Raw genomic sequence first — 14,209 nt, 5'->3', positions numbered from 1 at the left:
ATGAAAAAATGGTGCAAACCTCAGAGCTTCTGCTGCTTGCACCATTACACAGGTGAAACTTCGACGATTTACTTCGCGGTCTCAGGACCGTAGATGTCGAAGTTGAAGTACTTGTCCTGGATCTGCTTGTACGTGCCGTTGGCACGAATGGCCGTGATGGCCGCATTGATGCGATCCAGGTTAGCCTTGTCGCCTTTGCGCACGGCAATACCAATACCGTCGCCAAAGTACTTCGCATCCGTGAAGGCCGGGCCGACAAAGCTGTAGCCCTTGCCTGCATCAGTCTTCAGGAAACCGTCTTCCAACAGCGTAGCATCGGCCACGGTGCCATCGAGACGACCGGCAGCGACGTCCAGGTAGATTTCGTTCTGGGTACCGTAAGGGACAACTTCTGCGCCTTTCGGTGCAAAGACTTCCTTGGCAAAGCGGTCGTGAATCGAGCCACGCTGAACGCCAATCTTCTTGCCCTTCAACTCATCCAGGCTTTCACTGACCTGAGCACCCGACTTCATCACCAGGCGCGCTGGCGTCAAGTAGTACTTGTCGCTGAAATCAACCGACTTCTTGCGATCTTCAGTAATCGACATGGACGACAGAATCGCGTCGATCTTGCGTACTTTCAATGCTGGGATCAGACCATCGAACTCCTGTTCGACCCATACACACTTGACCTTCATCTCTTCGCACAAGGCGTTGCCGATGTCGTAGTCAAAGCCAACGATTTTGCCGTCCGGCGCTTTCGAGGCGAAGGGTGGGTAGGCGGCCTCGATACCAATTTTCAACGGCTTCTCATCAGCCAGCGATGCCAGGGAAAACACAGACAGCGCCAGTGCGCCAAGCAGTGCGAGTTTCTTCATCTGAGAACTCCATCGGTACAGGGCAATATGAGGCAGGAGGAACGACTGCCCAATATGCGAATGGGTACAACGCAGAAGCTGCGCGGTGCTCGACGGACAGTCGAAGCAACACGAGCAAGTGATTGGCATTTTAGCGACAGCCCCGAAGCCGATATTTCTTCAATGCGACAACTAGTTACAGAAGCACCAGAAGCACCGACCCGAGATATTGACAGCCTTCACATAGTATGCAAAAGCGAAAGACAAATAACCTATCAACCAAGCAATAACCGGGCCTATTATTGGCAAAGCCTTCTAATCCGGCAAGCGCAGCGTGACGACATACTGTTTCACCCCAAAGTGAAGCCCCCAAAACAGGCACTCACGTTTCTCTTTGCCCCGCTTCTGCGCAGGACCGGTGACAGAATTGGTTACCGATGAATGTCGAAGTAACAGCTTATGGCCACCCCAAAACAAGAAAGCCCCGCCTGACGTGTGCCGGGCGGGGCTCGTGCAATACCGTAACCGTCAGGCGGCGGTCATGGCCTTGTGGGTATCGATCAGATGTTGCACGACGCCTGGATCGGCAAGGGTCGAGATATCACCCAGGCCATCATACTCAGCCGTCGCGATCTTGCGCAGGATGCGCCGCATGATCTTGCCCGAACGCGTCTTCGGCAAGCCCGGCGCCCACTGGATAACGTCCGGTGAAGCGATCGGACCAATCTCTTTGCGCACCCAGTTTTTCAATTCCTGACGCAACGCATCGGTCGGCTCCACCCCTCCATTAAGGGTGACATAGACATAAATACCCTGGCCCTTGATGTCGTGCGGTACACCCACAACAGCCGCTTCAGCGACTTTAGGATGGGCAACCATGGCGCTTTCGATCTCGGCAGTCCCCATACGGTGGCCGGAAACGTTGAGCACGTCATCCACACGCCCGGTGATCCAGTAGTAGCCATCCTCGTCGCGACGGGCGCCGTCACCCGTGAAGTACATACCCCGGAACGTCTTGAAGTAGGTGTCGACGAAGCGATCGTGATCACCAAACAGCGAACGCGCCTGGCCTGGCCAGGAATCGAGAATCACCAGGTTACCCTCGGCAGGACCATCGATCAGGTTGCCAAGGTTGTCCACCAACGCAGGCACCACACCGAAGAACGGACGCGTTGCCGAGCCGGGTTTGAGCGCGGTAGCACCCGGCAGCGGGCTGATCAGCACGCCACCGGTCTCGGTCTGCCACCACGTATCGACGATTGGGCAGCGCGCTTTACCGACAGTCTGGTAGTACCAGTTCCAGGCTTCGGGGTTGATCGGCTCACCCACAGAACCCAGAAGACGCAAGCTGGAACCGTCGGCGCCAGCGACCGCGGCCTGCCCCTCAGCCATCATCGCGCGAATAGCCGTCGGCGCCGTGTAAAGAATATTCACTTTGTGCTTGTCGATAATCTTCGACACACGCGTGATGTCCGGATAGTTCGGCACGCCTTCAAACAGCAAGGTGGTCGCACCATTGGCCAGCGGACCATAAACGATGTAGCTGTGGCCGGTGATCCAGCCCACGTCAGCAGTACACCAGTAGACCTCGCCCGGACGGTAGTCAAAAACCCGCTCATGGGTCAGCGCGGCATACACCAGATAACCCCCGGTGGTATGCATGACACCCTTTGGCTTACCGGTGGAGCCCGAGGTATAGAGGATGAACAGCGACTCTTCCGCACCCATTTCCTTCGGCGCGCAATGGCTGGAGGCAACCTTCATCAGGTCTTCGTACCAGATGTCACGATGCTGGTGCCAAGCGATCTCTCCCCCGGTGCGCTTGCAGACGATGATTTTCTGCACGCTGCTGGTTTCGGGGTTGGTCAGTGCCAGGTCGACATTGCCCTTCAGCGGCGTACGACGCCCACCACGCAACCCCTCATCCGCCGTGATTACGATCTTGGATTTACAGTCAATGATACGACCGGCCAACGCCTCGGGCGAGAAACCACCGAATACGACCGAATGAATGGCACCGATGCGGGCACACGCCAGCATGGCAACCACAGCCTCGGGAATCATGGGCATATAGATAGTGACGACATCACCACGGTGAACATCCTGACCACGCAGGGCGTTGGCAAACTTGCAGACCTGCTCATGCAGCTCGCGGTAGGTGATGTTGCGGCTTTCAGAAGGGTCATCACCCTCCCAGATAATGGCGACCTGATCTCCGCGTTCCGCCAGGTGGCGGTCCAGGCAATTGTAGGAAACGTTCAGAGTGCCGTCGGCGAACCATTTGATATCGACATGGTGATCGTCGAAAGAGGTCTGCTTGACCTTGGTGAAGGGCCTGATCCAGTCAATGCGTTGAGCCTGCTCGCGCCAGAAGCCGTCCGGGTTGATCACCGACTGTTGGTACATGGCCTTGTAGGTTGCCTCGTCGGTCAACGTGGTGGCTGCAACCTCGGGACGAACGGGATACAGGGAAGCCGCACTCATCTTTGTTACCTCGGTGTAATAGTTGTTTTTGTATGACCCCGATGTAACTGTACCAGAGCCGCACAGACCATTCGACATTGGTAGTAACAAAGCAGTCTTTTCAGTCAATATTTGACAGAAATGGCTCTAAATCAAGCCTTACAGAGAGGTGTACCACTTAGATTTGCAGGCAACGTCCAAGATTACCAGTCGATTGTTACAGTTTCCGTCAATAGTGTTTATCAAAAGTGCATCTGTTTACCACCACGACCCCGCCCTAAAATTCACCTCGCCAGCAACGGCAACGCGATTAACAACTTGTTACAGCCCCCACGAAGGCCCGTTAATCACGCATTAATCCTGAGCATTAACTCTGTTGTTGCACACGTAGCTCCACAAGGGCTACGTGCCCCCCTTAAGACCTAGACAGGTAAAATGAACATGAAAGCTTTACTGGTATTGGCACTCGGCACTGTTTGCGCATCCGCCATGGCTGATGAAGTTGCAAATAATGCGGCCGAGCAAATTCCGGTTGAACAGTACAGTTACTCGCAACACTTGGACATCGCCAAAGTTATTTCCATGAGCGAAATTCCAAACGTGTGTGAAGTCGTCCCAGCACGCATGACCTATGAAGACTCGCAGGGCAAAAAACACATTCTCGAATACCGAGTAATGGGTAACGGTTGCTCCAACGGCTGATCGCCGGAGCCACTGACCGCAGCGCCTCGCTTCCCGAAGAACGAGGCGCGCTGCGCCCCTCCTAAAACACGAGCAACTGCTGGCACACTTTACTCAGCGCCACCCGCCCCTGACTTTCCAACCGCGTGCTCACGCAACTTGTTGGCAATCGTGGTATGTGAAACACCCAGCCGTTTTCCCAAGGCACGACTGCTTGGATACTCATCCAACAAACGCTCCAATACCGCTTTTTCAAAACGCCCCACTATTTGTGCCAGATCGCCCTCCAGGGAAAACTCACCCAAGGGTTGACGCGCACCGTAGTCCGGCAAGCGAATATGTTCAGGTTTCACAATGCCTCCATCACACAGTGAAACTGCCTGAAATAAAACATTCTCCAATTGACGGACATTACCAGGCCACTGGTACTGACTCAGGCGCTCCATCGCCGCAGGCGCCAACTTCGGTAACGCACAACCAATCTGCCGGCTGGCCTGATCCAGAAAATGCTCGACCAGTGGCGGCAATCCATCGAGGCATTCGCGCAGTGGCGGAATATGCAGCGAAAGCACATTCAGGCGGTGATAGAGATCCTGGCGAAACTCACCGCGTGCGCACAACTCGGACAGGTCAACCTGAGTAGCGCAGATGACCCGCACATCCAGATACACCTCCTCATCACTGCCCACCCGACGGAAACAGCCATCCTGCAGGAAGCGCAGCAATTTGACCTGCAAGCGCGGGCTCATCTCGCCAACACCATCGAGAAACAGCGTCCCTCCCGCCGTCAGCTCCAGCAGCCCCAATTTGCCCTCGGCGCGAGCGCCCTCAAAGGCGCCCGGGCCATAGCCGAACAACTCGGTCTCAGCCATCGACTCAGGCAGCCCGGCACAGTTAAGCGCCATAAGCGGCGCCTGCCCGCGCGGACTGGCCAAATGGCAAGCGCGTGCCAGCAGCTCTTTGCCTGTACCGGTCTCGCCCTCGATCAGCAGGGGCGCATCCAGAGGTGCCATCCTGCGCGCCTCACGCACCACGGCAGCCATGACTTTCGAGCTCTGGAAAATGCTGTCGAAGCCTCGCAACTCCTGTTTGCGCACATTGTAGATCCGCTCACCAATGCGATCGGCACGGTGCAGGGTCAGTACCGCGCCAGCCAGCGCTTCACTGTCATCATGCTCAGACTGCAAGGGCGCGATGTCTGCCAAAAAGACATCGCCTTTGACCTTGACCCGCAAGCCATTGATGCGTGACTTGTTCGCCCGCACCAACTCCGGCAAGTCGAAATCCTCGGCATAGCGAGACAAGGGAATACCCGGCACCTCATCGACCCGCACCCCCAGTAATTGCGCCGCGGCACGGTTGGCGGCAACGATCGAGCCGCCCATGTCGATGGACAACACCGGGAAATCCAGGGCACCAAGCAGCGCATTGAGCTCCATGTGACGACGCTCACTGGGCATGAGCCCGACGCGCTTCACACCGAACACACCGGCAATCGACTCGAATTTTGGCCGCAAGGCCTGGAACTGCAGATTGATCAGGTTCGGACAATGCAGGTAGATCGCATTGCCATGCTCCCCACCCACCTCGCCACGGGCAACGTTGATACCGTAATCCACCAGCAGGTTGAGGATGTCACGCAGGATGCCAATACGGTTTTGGCAATGCACTTTGATACGCATGAAATGTCCTACAAGTAAGGCTTCGCTCGGTAATTATTCACACAAGCGCTAGAATTACTGTAAAGAATACGTGACGAATCAACCCAATCTCAATGGCATCCGAGCCTTTGATTACCGAAGCAGCAGAGAATCGTAAAGTTATCGTTACAAAAAACCTGTTCTTTCGAGTGGATGCGCCGCCCTGCCCCAGGTGCAAACGCATCTGCGAAAGGCTATCTCTAGGGCCATGGCTTGACCCATAACAATAAAGGCCCTCAGTAGGAGAGCAGCATGAAACAGACGCACTACGTGGCTCGCGAGCCCGATGCGCAGGGGTTCATTGACTACCCGCAGGAAGAACATGCGGTGTGGAATACCCTGATTACCCGCCAACTGAAGGTCATCGAAGGCCGTGCGTGCCAAGAGTACCTGGATGGCATTGATCAGTTGGGCCTGCCTCATGACCGCATCCCGCAACTGGGCGAGATCAACAAGGTACTGGGCGAAACCACGGGTTGGCAGGTTGCCCGCGTGCCTGCGCTGATCCCCTTCCAGACCTTCTTTGAACTGCTCGCCAGCAAGCGCTTCCCGGTCGCCACCTTCATTCGCACCCGTGAAGAACTCGACTACCTGCAAGAACCGGACATTTTCCATGAGATTTTCGGCCACTGCCCGCTGCTGACCAACCCCTGGTTCGCCGAATTCACCCACACCTACGGCAAACTCGGCTTGAACGCCACCAAGGAACAGCGCGTCTACCTGGCTCGCCTGTACTGGATGACCATCGAATTTGGCCTGGTGGAAACACCGCAAGGCCGCAAGATCTATGGCGGCGGCATCCTTTCCTCGCCGAAGGAAACGGTCTACAGCCTGTCCAACGAGCCTGAGCACCAGGCCTTCGACCCGCTCGAAGCCATGCGCACGCCCTACCGTATCGACATCCTGCAGCCCCTGTACTTTGTGCTGCCGGACCTGAAGCGCCTGTTCGACCTCGCCCACGAAGACATCATGGGCATGGTCCAGACTGCTATGCAGCTAGGCCTTCACGCACCGAAATTTCCACCGAAGGTAGCCGCCTGAGCTGCCCATTCATACCCATAACAAACCACTTGCGGAAATACCTATGAACGCCTTGAACCAAGCCCACTGCGAAGCCTGCCGTGCCGATGCCCCACAGGTCAGCGACGAAGAATTGCCGGTACTGATCAAACAGATTCCGGATTGGAACATCGAAGTTCGCGACGGCATCATGCAGCTGGAAAAAGTTTTCCTGTTCAAGAACTTCGCCCACGCACTGGCCTTCACCAATGCGGTCGGGGCAATCTCCGAAGCCGAAGGTCATCACCCAGGCCTGCTGACCGAGTGGGGCAAAGTCACTGTGACCTGGTGGAGCCACTCGATCAAAGGCCTGCACCGCAACGATTTCATCATGGCTGCCCGCACCGACGAAGTCGCCCAGACTGCCGAAGGTCGCAAGTAATGCACTTCGACGCCATCGCGCGCGTACCGGGCGACCCAATCCTGGGGCTGATGGAGGCCTATGCCAAAGACAGCAACCCGAACAAGTTCGACCTTGGCGTCGGCGTGTTCAAAGATGCTAAGGGGCTGACGCCAGTCCCTGTTGCGGTGAAAGTTGCCGAGCAACGCCTGCTCGACAACCAGGCCAGCAAGAGCTACGTCGGAGGTCATGGCGACGCTGCTTTCGGTCGCCTGATCTGTGAACTGGTACTGGGGGACGAGTCGCCGCTGCTAACAGCGCAACGCGTCGGTGCCACCCAGACACCAGGAGGCACAGGTGCTTTGCGCTTGTCTGCGGAGTTCATCAAGCACTGCCTGCCGGGCCGCGGCATCTGGCTGAGCGATCCGACCTGGCCCATCCATGAGACCCTCTTTGCCAGTGCCGGCCTTGCGGTTCATCACTACCCCTATGTGGGGGCAGACAACCGCCCGAACGTCCCGGCCATGCTGGCGGCACTGGAGTCTGCCCCCAAGGGAGACGTGGTACTGCTGCACGCCTGCTGCCACAATCCGACCGGTTTTGACCTGTCACAACAGGACTGGCTATCAGTACTGGAAGTCGTTCGCCGTCGAGAACTACTGCCACTGATCGACTTCGCCTACCAAGGCTTTGGCGATGGGCTTGAGGAAGACGCCTGGATGGTACGGCGGTTCGCTGCTGAACTGCCTGAGCTACTGATCACCAGCTCCTGCTCGAAGAACTTCGGCCTTTACCGGGAACGTACGGGCGCCCTGCTGGTCTGCAGCGGCGACGCCCAGAAGCTGCTGGACGTGCGCAGCCAATTGGCCCTGCTGGCCCGCAACCTCTGGTCAACGCCACCCGACCATGGCGCCGCCGTGGTTGCGCAGATTCTTGGCGACCCAGCATTGAAACACCTGTGGGTAGAAGAAGTGGACGCCATGCGTCAGCGCATCGCCCAACTGCGCACAGACCTGGTCGAGGCGTTGGCCCCACACGGCCTGAGTGAACGTTTTGCCCACATTGCCCAGCAGCGGGGCATGTTCTCCTACACGGGCTTGTCTGCGGAACAGGTCACGCAACTGCGTGAACGACACAGCGTCTATCTGGTCAGCACGGGCCGGGCGAACATCGCCGGCGCAGATGCTGCGCGACTGGACGCACTGGCAGCAGCCATTGCCGACGTCTGTCGCTAGCCACAAGCAGGCCGTTCTCCAAAAGGGAACGGCCTCGCCGACGAAACACCCCACGCACTAGCACCCGCCAGCCACGCCGACCACGCCGACCACGCCCAAAGTATGAGCTGCCGATGGGCAGTAAAACTCATACTGTCACGCAGACTCCTGTATCCTGCCGAGGCTTTTTGCAAAGCCATGCGTGTATTGCGCAGCTTTTCCACTCACACTTGCGAGGAACGACGAGATGCATGAAATCCCGAATCTTCCCTTCCCAAGCCTGAACCCCGCCGAGCAGGAACCTGCTCTTCATAGCGCCGAACCAGCCAATGCTGCTGACACCAACGGCGACGAACTCCCGAGCGCCGACCAGGAATAACCGCGCACAGAGGGTGTGAAAACCAGTATCGGGGCAACCCAGCCCGCGGTTTTCACACCACCAAGCCCCTCAGTAATCCACCTTGCCTCGCCCAGCCTTTACCGTCCCACGCTTGCTCTTGCTCTCCAGCCTGCGGGTCTTGGAGCCCAACGTCGGGCGCGTCGGCCTGCGCACCTTCTCAACCTTGACCGCTGCCTTGATCAACTCGAGCAGGCGCTCCAAGGCGTCGGCGCGGTTCTGCTCCTGCGTACGGTACTGCTGAGCCTTGATGATGATCACGCCCTCGCGAGTGATACGGTGATCACGCAGCGCCAGTAAACGCTCCTTGTAAAAGGTCGGCAATGACGAGGCCTGCGTATCGAAACGCAAGTGCACGGCACTGGACACTTTGTTGACGTTTTGCCCACCAGCACCTTGGGCACGGATCGCGCTCAGTTCGATTTCGTCATCAGGGATATGAACAGCATTGGATATGATCAGCATGGGTCTGGCTTGAAGAGAACAGCCTTCAGCATACCCCATAAAAACCAAAAGCCCGGCACAAGGCCGGGCTTTCGAACAGCGTCGCAACGTGTTACTTGGCTGTGGCGCTCACAGCGGCAAGGGATGCCTGGGCGCTACGCTTGTTCTTCAGCACGTAGCAACCCCACATCACCACCACCCACACAGGGATGGCATAAACCGATACCTGGATACCTGGGATCAGCAGCATGATGCCGAGAATGAAGAGTACGAAAGCCAGGCAGATATAGTTGCCATAGGGGTACCACAGCGCCTTGAACAGCGACGTCTGACCGGTACGATCCATGTGCTGGCGGAACTTGAGGTGCGAGTAGCTGATCATCGCCCAGTTGATCACCAGGGCTGCAACCACCAGCGACATCAGCAACTCCAGCGCATGCTGCGGGATGAAATAGTTGAGCAGCACAGCAACCAAGGTCACACCGGCCGAGGCCAGAATCGAACGCACCGGCACGCCACGCTTGTCGATTTTCGCCAGGCCTGCAGGAGCATCACCCTGCTCAGCCATACCGTAGAGCATACGGGCATTGCAGTAGGTGCCACTGTTGTACACCGACAGTGCCGCCGTCAGTACAACGAAGTTGAGAATATGCGCGGCGGTGTTGCTACCGAGCAGGGAGAACACCTGCACGAATGGGCTGCCACTGTACGCGTCACCAGAGCTGTTCAGACTGGTCAGCAAGCTATCCCATGGGGTCAGCGACAACAGTACGACCAAGGCGCCGATGTAGAAAATCAGGATACGGTAGATGACCTGGTTGATCGCCTTGGGAATCACGGTTTTCGGCTTGTCGGCTTCGGCCGCAGTGAAGCCGAGCATTTCCAGGCCGCCAAAGGAGAACATGATGATCGCCAGCGCCATGACCAGGCCACTGACACCATTCGGGAAGAAACCACCGTGATCCCACAGGTTGCTGACCGACGCTTGCGGACCACCACTGCCACTGACCAGCATGTAGCTGCCCAGGGCAATCATGCCGACGATCGCCAGTACCTTGATGATCGCGAACCAGAATTCAGCCTCACCAAAGACTTTGACGTTGGCCAGGTTGATCGCGTTGATCATCACGAAGAACACGGCTGCCGAAACCCAGGTCGGGATCTCCGGCCACCAGTAGTGGACATACTTGCCGACTGCCGTCAGCTCCGACATGCCCACCAGGATGTACAGTACCCAGCAGTTCCAGCCAGAGAGGAAGCCGGCGAAACCGCCCCAGTATTTGTGGGCGAAATGGCTGAACGAACCGGCAACCGGTTCCTCGACGATCATCTCGCCGAGTTGACGCATGATCATGAACGCGATGAAGCCACAGATCGCGTAACCAAGGATCATCGACGGGCCAGCCGACTTCAGCACGCCTGCCGAGCCGAGGAACAGCCCGGTGCCAATTGCACCGCCCAGGGCGATCAACTGGATGTGGCGATTTTTCAGGCCGCGCTTGAGCTCACCTGAATGCGAGTTTTGTCCACTCATGAACGGAGTCACCTGTTTGTTTTTATCTGTGACGGAATCGGACCCACCGCACTCGTGGCGCAGCGGAATTAACAAGGTGGTAGACCTTGAGGGTTCTTGGACGGGGTCGGTCATACGGGCGGCAGCCCGGACGAATTAGCCTGGTGTCAGCAAGATTGCGCGGTACGCATTGGGGTCACAGTTAAAACGCGGCGCATTGTATACCCCTGCAGTCGGGCAGGGGTCAACACGTTGCGTTAATGTCTGCTGACAAAACGCACCGGTCCTGTGGGAGAGGTGAAGCCTGGAAGTGTGTCTGGCGTGCATGGCGCCTCCGATTGTTCTTATTAGCAGCCCAGGCTCTTCGGCCCGGCTTTGCACACGGCAATGGCGCACATATCACCGCGCCCGGCAGACGCGAACAAGCCATTGACGCTCACGGAAAGCGCAGCGAGTGGGGATTTTCGGCAAGGTTTTGTTACAGCTGCAGGCGATGGCCGATTTGACGGGGAAAAAACGGCATTCTTGTAAATATTTTCTTACAAGACGGTTCAAAAACTTTCCGCACTGTGGAGGGCAGGCTTGCCTGCGATAGGGTCAGCGGGGTGTCAGCCAGTGCGCGGGGCCTGCATCGCGGGCAAGACCCGCTCCTACAGCGACAGAGTCAGCAAGGTGTAAGCCTGTGCGCGAGGCCTTTGCCTTAAAAACAAACCCCCGCTAAAAAGCGGGGGTTTGTCAGCAGCCTGAGCCAACCCGAAGGTGGCTGTGGTAACGCTTACTCAGCGCGTGGCGGCTTGCCACGGCTGCTGCCTGGACGCTTCGGCGCAGGCTTGCGCTTGTTCATCTCGCTAGGACGCTCAGCGACAGTAGAACGCCTCTTGCGTGGCGCCTCCTCGCGGGGCTGACGTGCTGGACGCTCGGTCGCACCGTCCTTGGCTGGACGCAGCGTACGCACACGCTCACCACGGCCAACTGGCTTGGACGATTTACGCTGCATCCGCTCAAGCTTGTCCTTGACCTTGGCTTTCATGGCCGGCATGGCGACCGGGGTCAGGCCCACTTCGGCAGCCAGGATATCCACTTCGCCCTGGCTCATTTCGCGCCAGCGGCCCATCGGCAGATCGGAGTTGAGGAACACCGGGCCGAAACGCACGCGCTTCAGGCGGCTGACCACCAGCCCCTGGGATTCCCACAGGCGACGAACCTCACGGTTGCGCCCTTCCATCACCACGCAGTGGTACCAATGGTTGAAGCCTTCACCGCCAGGCGCTTCCTGGATGTCGGTGAAACGTGCCGGGCCGTCTTCAAGCATGACGCCGTTTTTCAAACGGGTCAGCATGTCTTCGTCGACCTCACCACGCACACGCACCGCATACTCGCGGTCCATTTCGTAGGACGGGTGCATCAGGCGGTTGGCCAGTTCACCGTCAGTGGTGAACATCAACAGACCCGTGGTGTTGATGTCGAGACGACCGATGTTGATCCAGCGGCCTTCCTTCGGGCGAGGCAGGCGGTCAAACACGGTCGGACGGCCTTCCGGGTCGTCACGGGTGCAGATCTCACCATCAGGCTTGTTGTACATGATCACGCGGCGCACGGTTTCGGACGCCTCTTCTCGCTTGATCAGGCGGCCATCGACCGAGATGGCGTCGTGCAGGTCGACGCGCTGGCCAAGGGTGGCTGCAACGCCATTGACCTTGATGCGACCTTCACCGATCCAGGCTTCCACATCACGACGCGAGCCCACGCCAATACGTGCGAGCACTTTTTGCAGTTTCTCGCCGGCTGGACGGGGTTGGGGTTCTTGCAGGTCTTGTTCACTCATCTGGGCACCTCCCGGTGTACTGAAAATCATGGTGTGGGCACACTGATGCCCAAACGGGCGCGAATGATACGCCGAACGCAGACGCGGCGCATCACAGACGCATTGAAAATCGCCGGCCAACGGGCATTTTCCGCTCGAAGGTGAGCTCAGTCGCGAGGCAAATCTTCGACAGATTCCGCTTCTTCAGCTGGCGGCGAGGGTTCATCGAGCAGGTCCTCGAAGTCGGTCTTGAGTCCCTCCTCCATCGAGTCGAGCTCAACCAGCAGGCTGTGAAAACTGGTCTCCTCGCGCTCGGCTTCGGGCTCGGCACTGGCATCCGCCAGCGCCTGCAGATGAGCAGGTACGGGAGCATCGTCCGGATCAAGCAGCGGCTCGGGTTCCATTTCCCTCAGTTCGGCCAGTGGCGGAAGCTGGTCGAGGCTCTTGAGGTTGAAATGATCGAGAAAGGCCTTGGTGGTAGCGAACATTGCGGGCCTACCCGGCACTTCCCGGTAGCCAACGACACGAATCCACTCGCGCTCCAACAAGGTCTTGGTGATGTTGCTGTTGACCGCCACACCGCGCACGTCTTCGATCTCGCCACGAGTGATGGGCTGGCGATAGGCGATCAGGGCCATGGTCTCCAGTAGCGCACGTGAATAGCGCTGCGGACGCTCTTCCCAAAGCCGCCCGACCCAGGGGGCATAGTCTTCGCGAATCTGCAGACGGTAGCCGGAGGCCACCTCCTTGAGTTCGAACGCACGGCCATTGCAGGACTTGCGCAGCACTTCCAAAGCCTTTTTGAAGACCGCAGGCTCCGGGCGCTCGGCTTCCTCGAACAGCTCAAAGAGCCGCTCCAGCGATTGCGGCTTGCCCGACGCCAACAGAAAGGCCTCAAGCAGGGGCGCCAGGTCCCGCGGGTCGTTCAGGTTCATTGCCATGCTCGTTGCTTGTAGGGGTTACTCGGCACGCGCCCGGACATGGATCGCGGCAAAGGGCTCATTTTGCACCAGTTCGATCAAGGATTCCTTGACCAGCTCAAGGATCGCCATGAAGGTCACTACAACGCCCAGCTTGCCTTCTTCTGCCGTAAACAGCTCGACAAATGGCACGAAACCGCCGCCCTTGAGACGTTCAAGCACCTCGCTCATGCGTTCACGGGTGGACAGCGCCTCGCGACTGACCTGGTGGCTCTCGAACAGATCGCCACGGCGCAGGACCTCGGCCATGGAGACCAGCAGCTCTTCAAGGCTGACATCAGGCAGCAACTTGCGCACCTTGGCTTGAGGCGCCTCAAGCCTGGGCACGATCACATCACGCCCCACGCGACTGAGCGCGTCAATGCCTTCGGCGGCGGCCTTGAAGCGCTCGTACTCCTGCAAGCGGCGAATCAACTCGGCGCGCGGGTCGTCTTCCTCGGCCTCGATCTCCGCCGAGCGCGGTAGCAGCATGCGCGACTTGATCTCGGCCAGCATCGCCGCCATGACCAGGTACTCGGCAGCCAACTCCAGGCGCACACTCTTCATCAACTCGACGTAACCCATGTACTGGCGTGTAATTTCGGCCACAGGGATGTCGAGAATGTCGATGTTCTGCTTGCGAATCAGATAGAGCAACAGGTCCAGAGGCCCTTCAAAGGCCTCAAGAAAGACCTCAAGCGCATCCGGCGGAATGTACAGGTCCACCGGCATTTCGGTCAGGGCCTGGCCATAGACCAGCACCAGCGGCAACTCTTGCTGCGCCCCTGCCTGTGGATCG

Annotated in this window: 13 protein-coding genes; 5 read left to right on the top strand and 8 right to left on the bottom strand. The window is 58.1% G+C overall.

Going from position 1 to position 14,209, the window contains the following annotated elements; translation table 11 throughout:
- Nucleotides 1-68: 68 nt before the first annotated feature.
- Both AB7M23_RS12995 and acs read right to left on the bottom strand, forming a co-directional pair.
- On the bottom strand, nt 69-857 hold the full coding sequence (locus tag AB7M23_RS12995; protein ID WP_454240999.1) for an ABC transporter substrate-binding protein: 789 nt from the start codon (nt 855-857) through the stop codon (nt 69-71).
- A 507-nt stretch (nt 858-1,364) separates the two neighbouring features.
- A complete protein-coding gene (acs, locus tag AB7M23_RS12990; protein ID WP_065760736.1) occupies nt 1,365-3,320 on the bottom strand; it encodes an acetate--CoA ligase in 1,956 nt (651 codons plus the stop codon).
- Nucleotides 3,321-3,740: 420 nt separating this feature from the next.
- Between acs and AB7M23_RS12985 the strand changes: the two genes are divergently transcribed.
- A complete protein-coding gene (locus tag AB7M23_RS12985) occupies nt 3,741-4,001 on the top strand; it encodes a DUF2790 domain-containing protein (RefSeq protein ID WP_102053111.1) in 261 nt (86 codons plus the stop codon).
- An 89-nt stretch (nt 4,002-4,090) separates the two neighbouring features.
- Here AB7M23_RS12985 and AB7M23_RS12980 read toward each other — a convergent pair whose 3' ends face one another.
- Nucleotides 4,091-5,662: a sigma-54-dependent transcriptional regulator gene (locus AB7M23_RS12980; protein WP_065760734.1), complete on the bottom strand. Its 1,572-nt coding sequence runs from the start codon at nt 5,660-5,662 to the stop codon at nt 4,091-4,093.
- A gap of 270 nt (nt 5,663-5,932) precedes the next feature.
- Between AB7M23_RS12980 and phhA the strand changes: the two genes are divergently transcribed.
- From phhA to AB7M23_RS12960, 4 genes are all read left to right on the top strand, one after another.
- On the top strand, nt 5,933-6,721 hold the full coding sequence (phhA, locus tag AB7M23_RS12975; protein ID WP_065760733.1) for a phenylalanine 4-monooxygenase: 789 nt from the start codon (nt 5,933-5,935) through the stop codon (nt 6,719-6,721).
- 43 nt (nt 6,722-6,764) lie between these two features.
- Nucleotides 6,765-7,121: a 4a-hydroxytetrahydrobiopterin dehydratase gene (locus AB7M23_RS12970; protein WP_065760732.1), complete on the top strand. Its 357-nt coding sequence runs from the start codon at nt 6,765-6,767 to the stop codon at nt 7,119-7,121.
- Nucleotides 7,121-8,314: an amino acid aminotransferase gene (locus AB7M23_RS12965; protein WP_454240998.1), complete on the top strand. Its 1,194-nt coding sequence runs from the start codon at nt 7,121-7,123 to the stop codon at nt 8,312-8,314. Before AB7M23_RS12970 ends, AB7M23_RS12965 begins: the two co-directional genes overlap by 1 nt.
- A gap of 226 nt (nt 8,315-8,540) precedes the next feature.
- Nucleotides 8,541-8,672 (top strand): hypothetical protein, encoded by a 132-nt coding sequence (locus tag AB7M23_RS12960; protein ID WP_454240997.1) that lies wholly within the window; start codon nt 8,541-8,543, stop codon nt 8,670-8,672.
- Between the two features lie 69 nt (nt 8,673-8,741).
- Here AB7M23_RS12960 and arfB read toward each other — a convergent pair whose 3' ends face one another.
- The 5 genes from arfB to AB7M23_RS12935 form a co-directional block, all read right to left on the bottom strand.
- Entirely contained in the window at nt 8,742-9,155 is a 414-nt protein-coding gene (arfB, locus tag AB7M23_RS12955; RefSeq protein ID WP_065760730.1) for an alternative ribosome rescue aminoacyl-tRNA hydrolase ArfB, read from the bottom strand.
- Between the two features lie 91 nt (nt 9,156-9,246).
- Entirely contained in the window at nt 9,247-10,668 is a 1,422-nt protein-coding gene (locus AB7M23_RS12950) for an amino acid permease (protein WP_065760729.1), read from the bottom strand.
- 754 nt (nt 10,669-11,422) lie between these two features.
- Complete coding sequence (rluB, locus tag AB7M23_RS12945) at nt 11,423-12,472, bottom strand: 23S rRNA pseudouridine(2605) synthase RluB (RefSeq protein ID WP_454240996.1); 1,050 nt, start codon at nt 12,470-12,472, stop codon at nt 11,423-11,425.
- A 146-nt stretch (nt 12,473-12,618) separates the two neighbouring features.
- Complete coding sequence (gene scpB, locus AB7M23_RS12940) at nt 12,619-13,386, bottom strand: SMC-Scp complex subunit ScpB (RefSeq protein ID WP_065760906.1); 768 nt, start codon at nt 13,384-13,386, stop codon at nt 12,619-12,621.
- 24 nt (nt 13,387-13,410) lie between these two features.
- Nucleotides 13,411-14,142, bottom strand: a complete 732-nt coding sequence (locus tag AB7M23_RS12935) for a segregation and condensation protein A (RefSeq protein WP_176717454.1) — start codon at nt 14,140-14,142, stop codon at nt 13,411-13,413.
- Between the last annotated feature and the right edge of the window lie 67 nt (nt 14,143-14,209).

Source organism: Pseudomonas sp. HLS-6 TE3448 (genome assembly GCF_053629555.1).
This window is presented reverse-complemented; position numbering and strand designations above follow the sequence as displayed.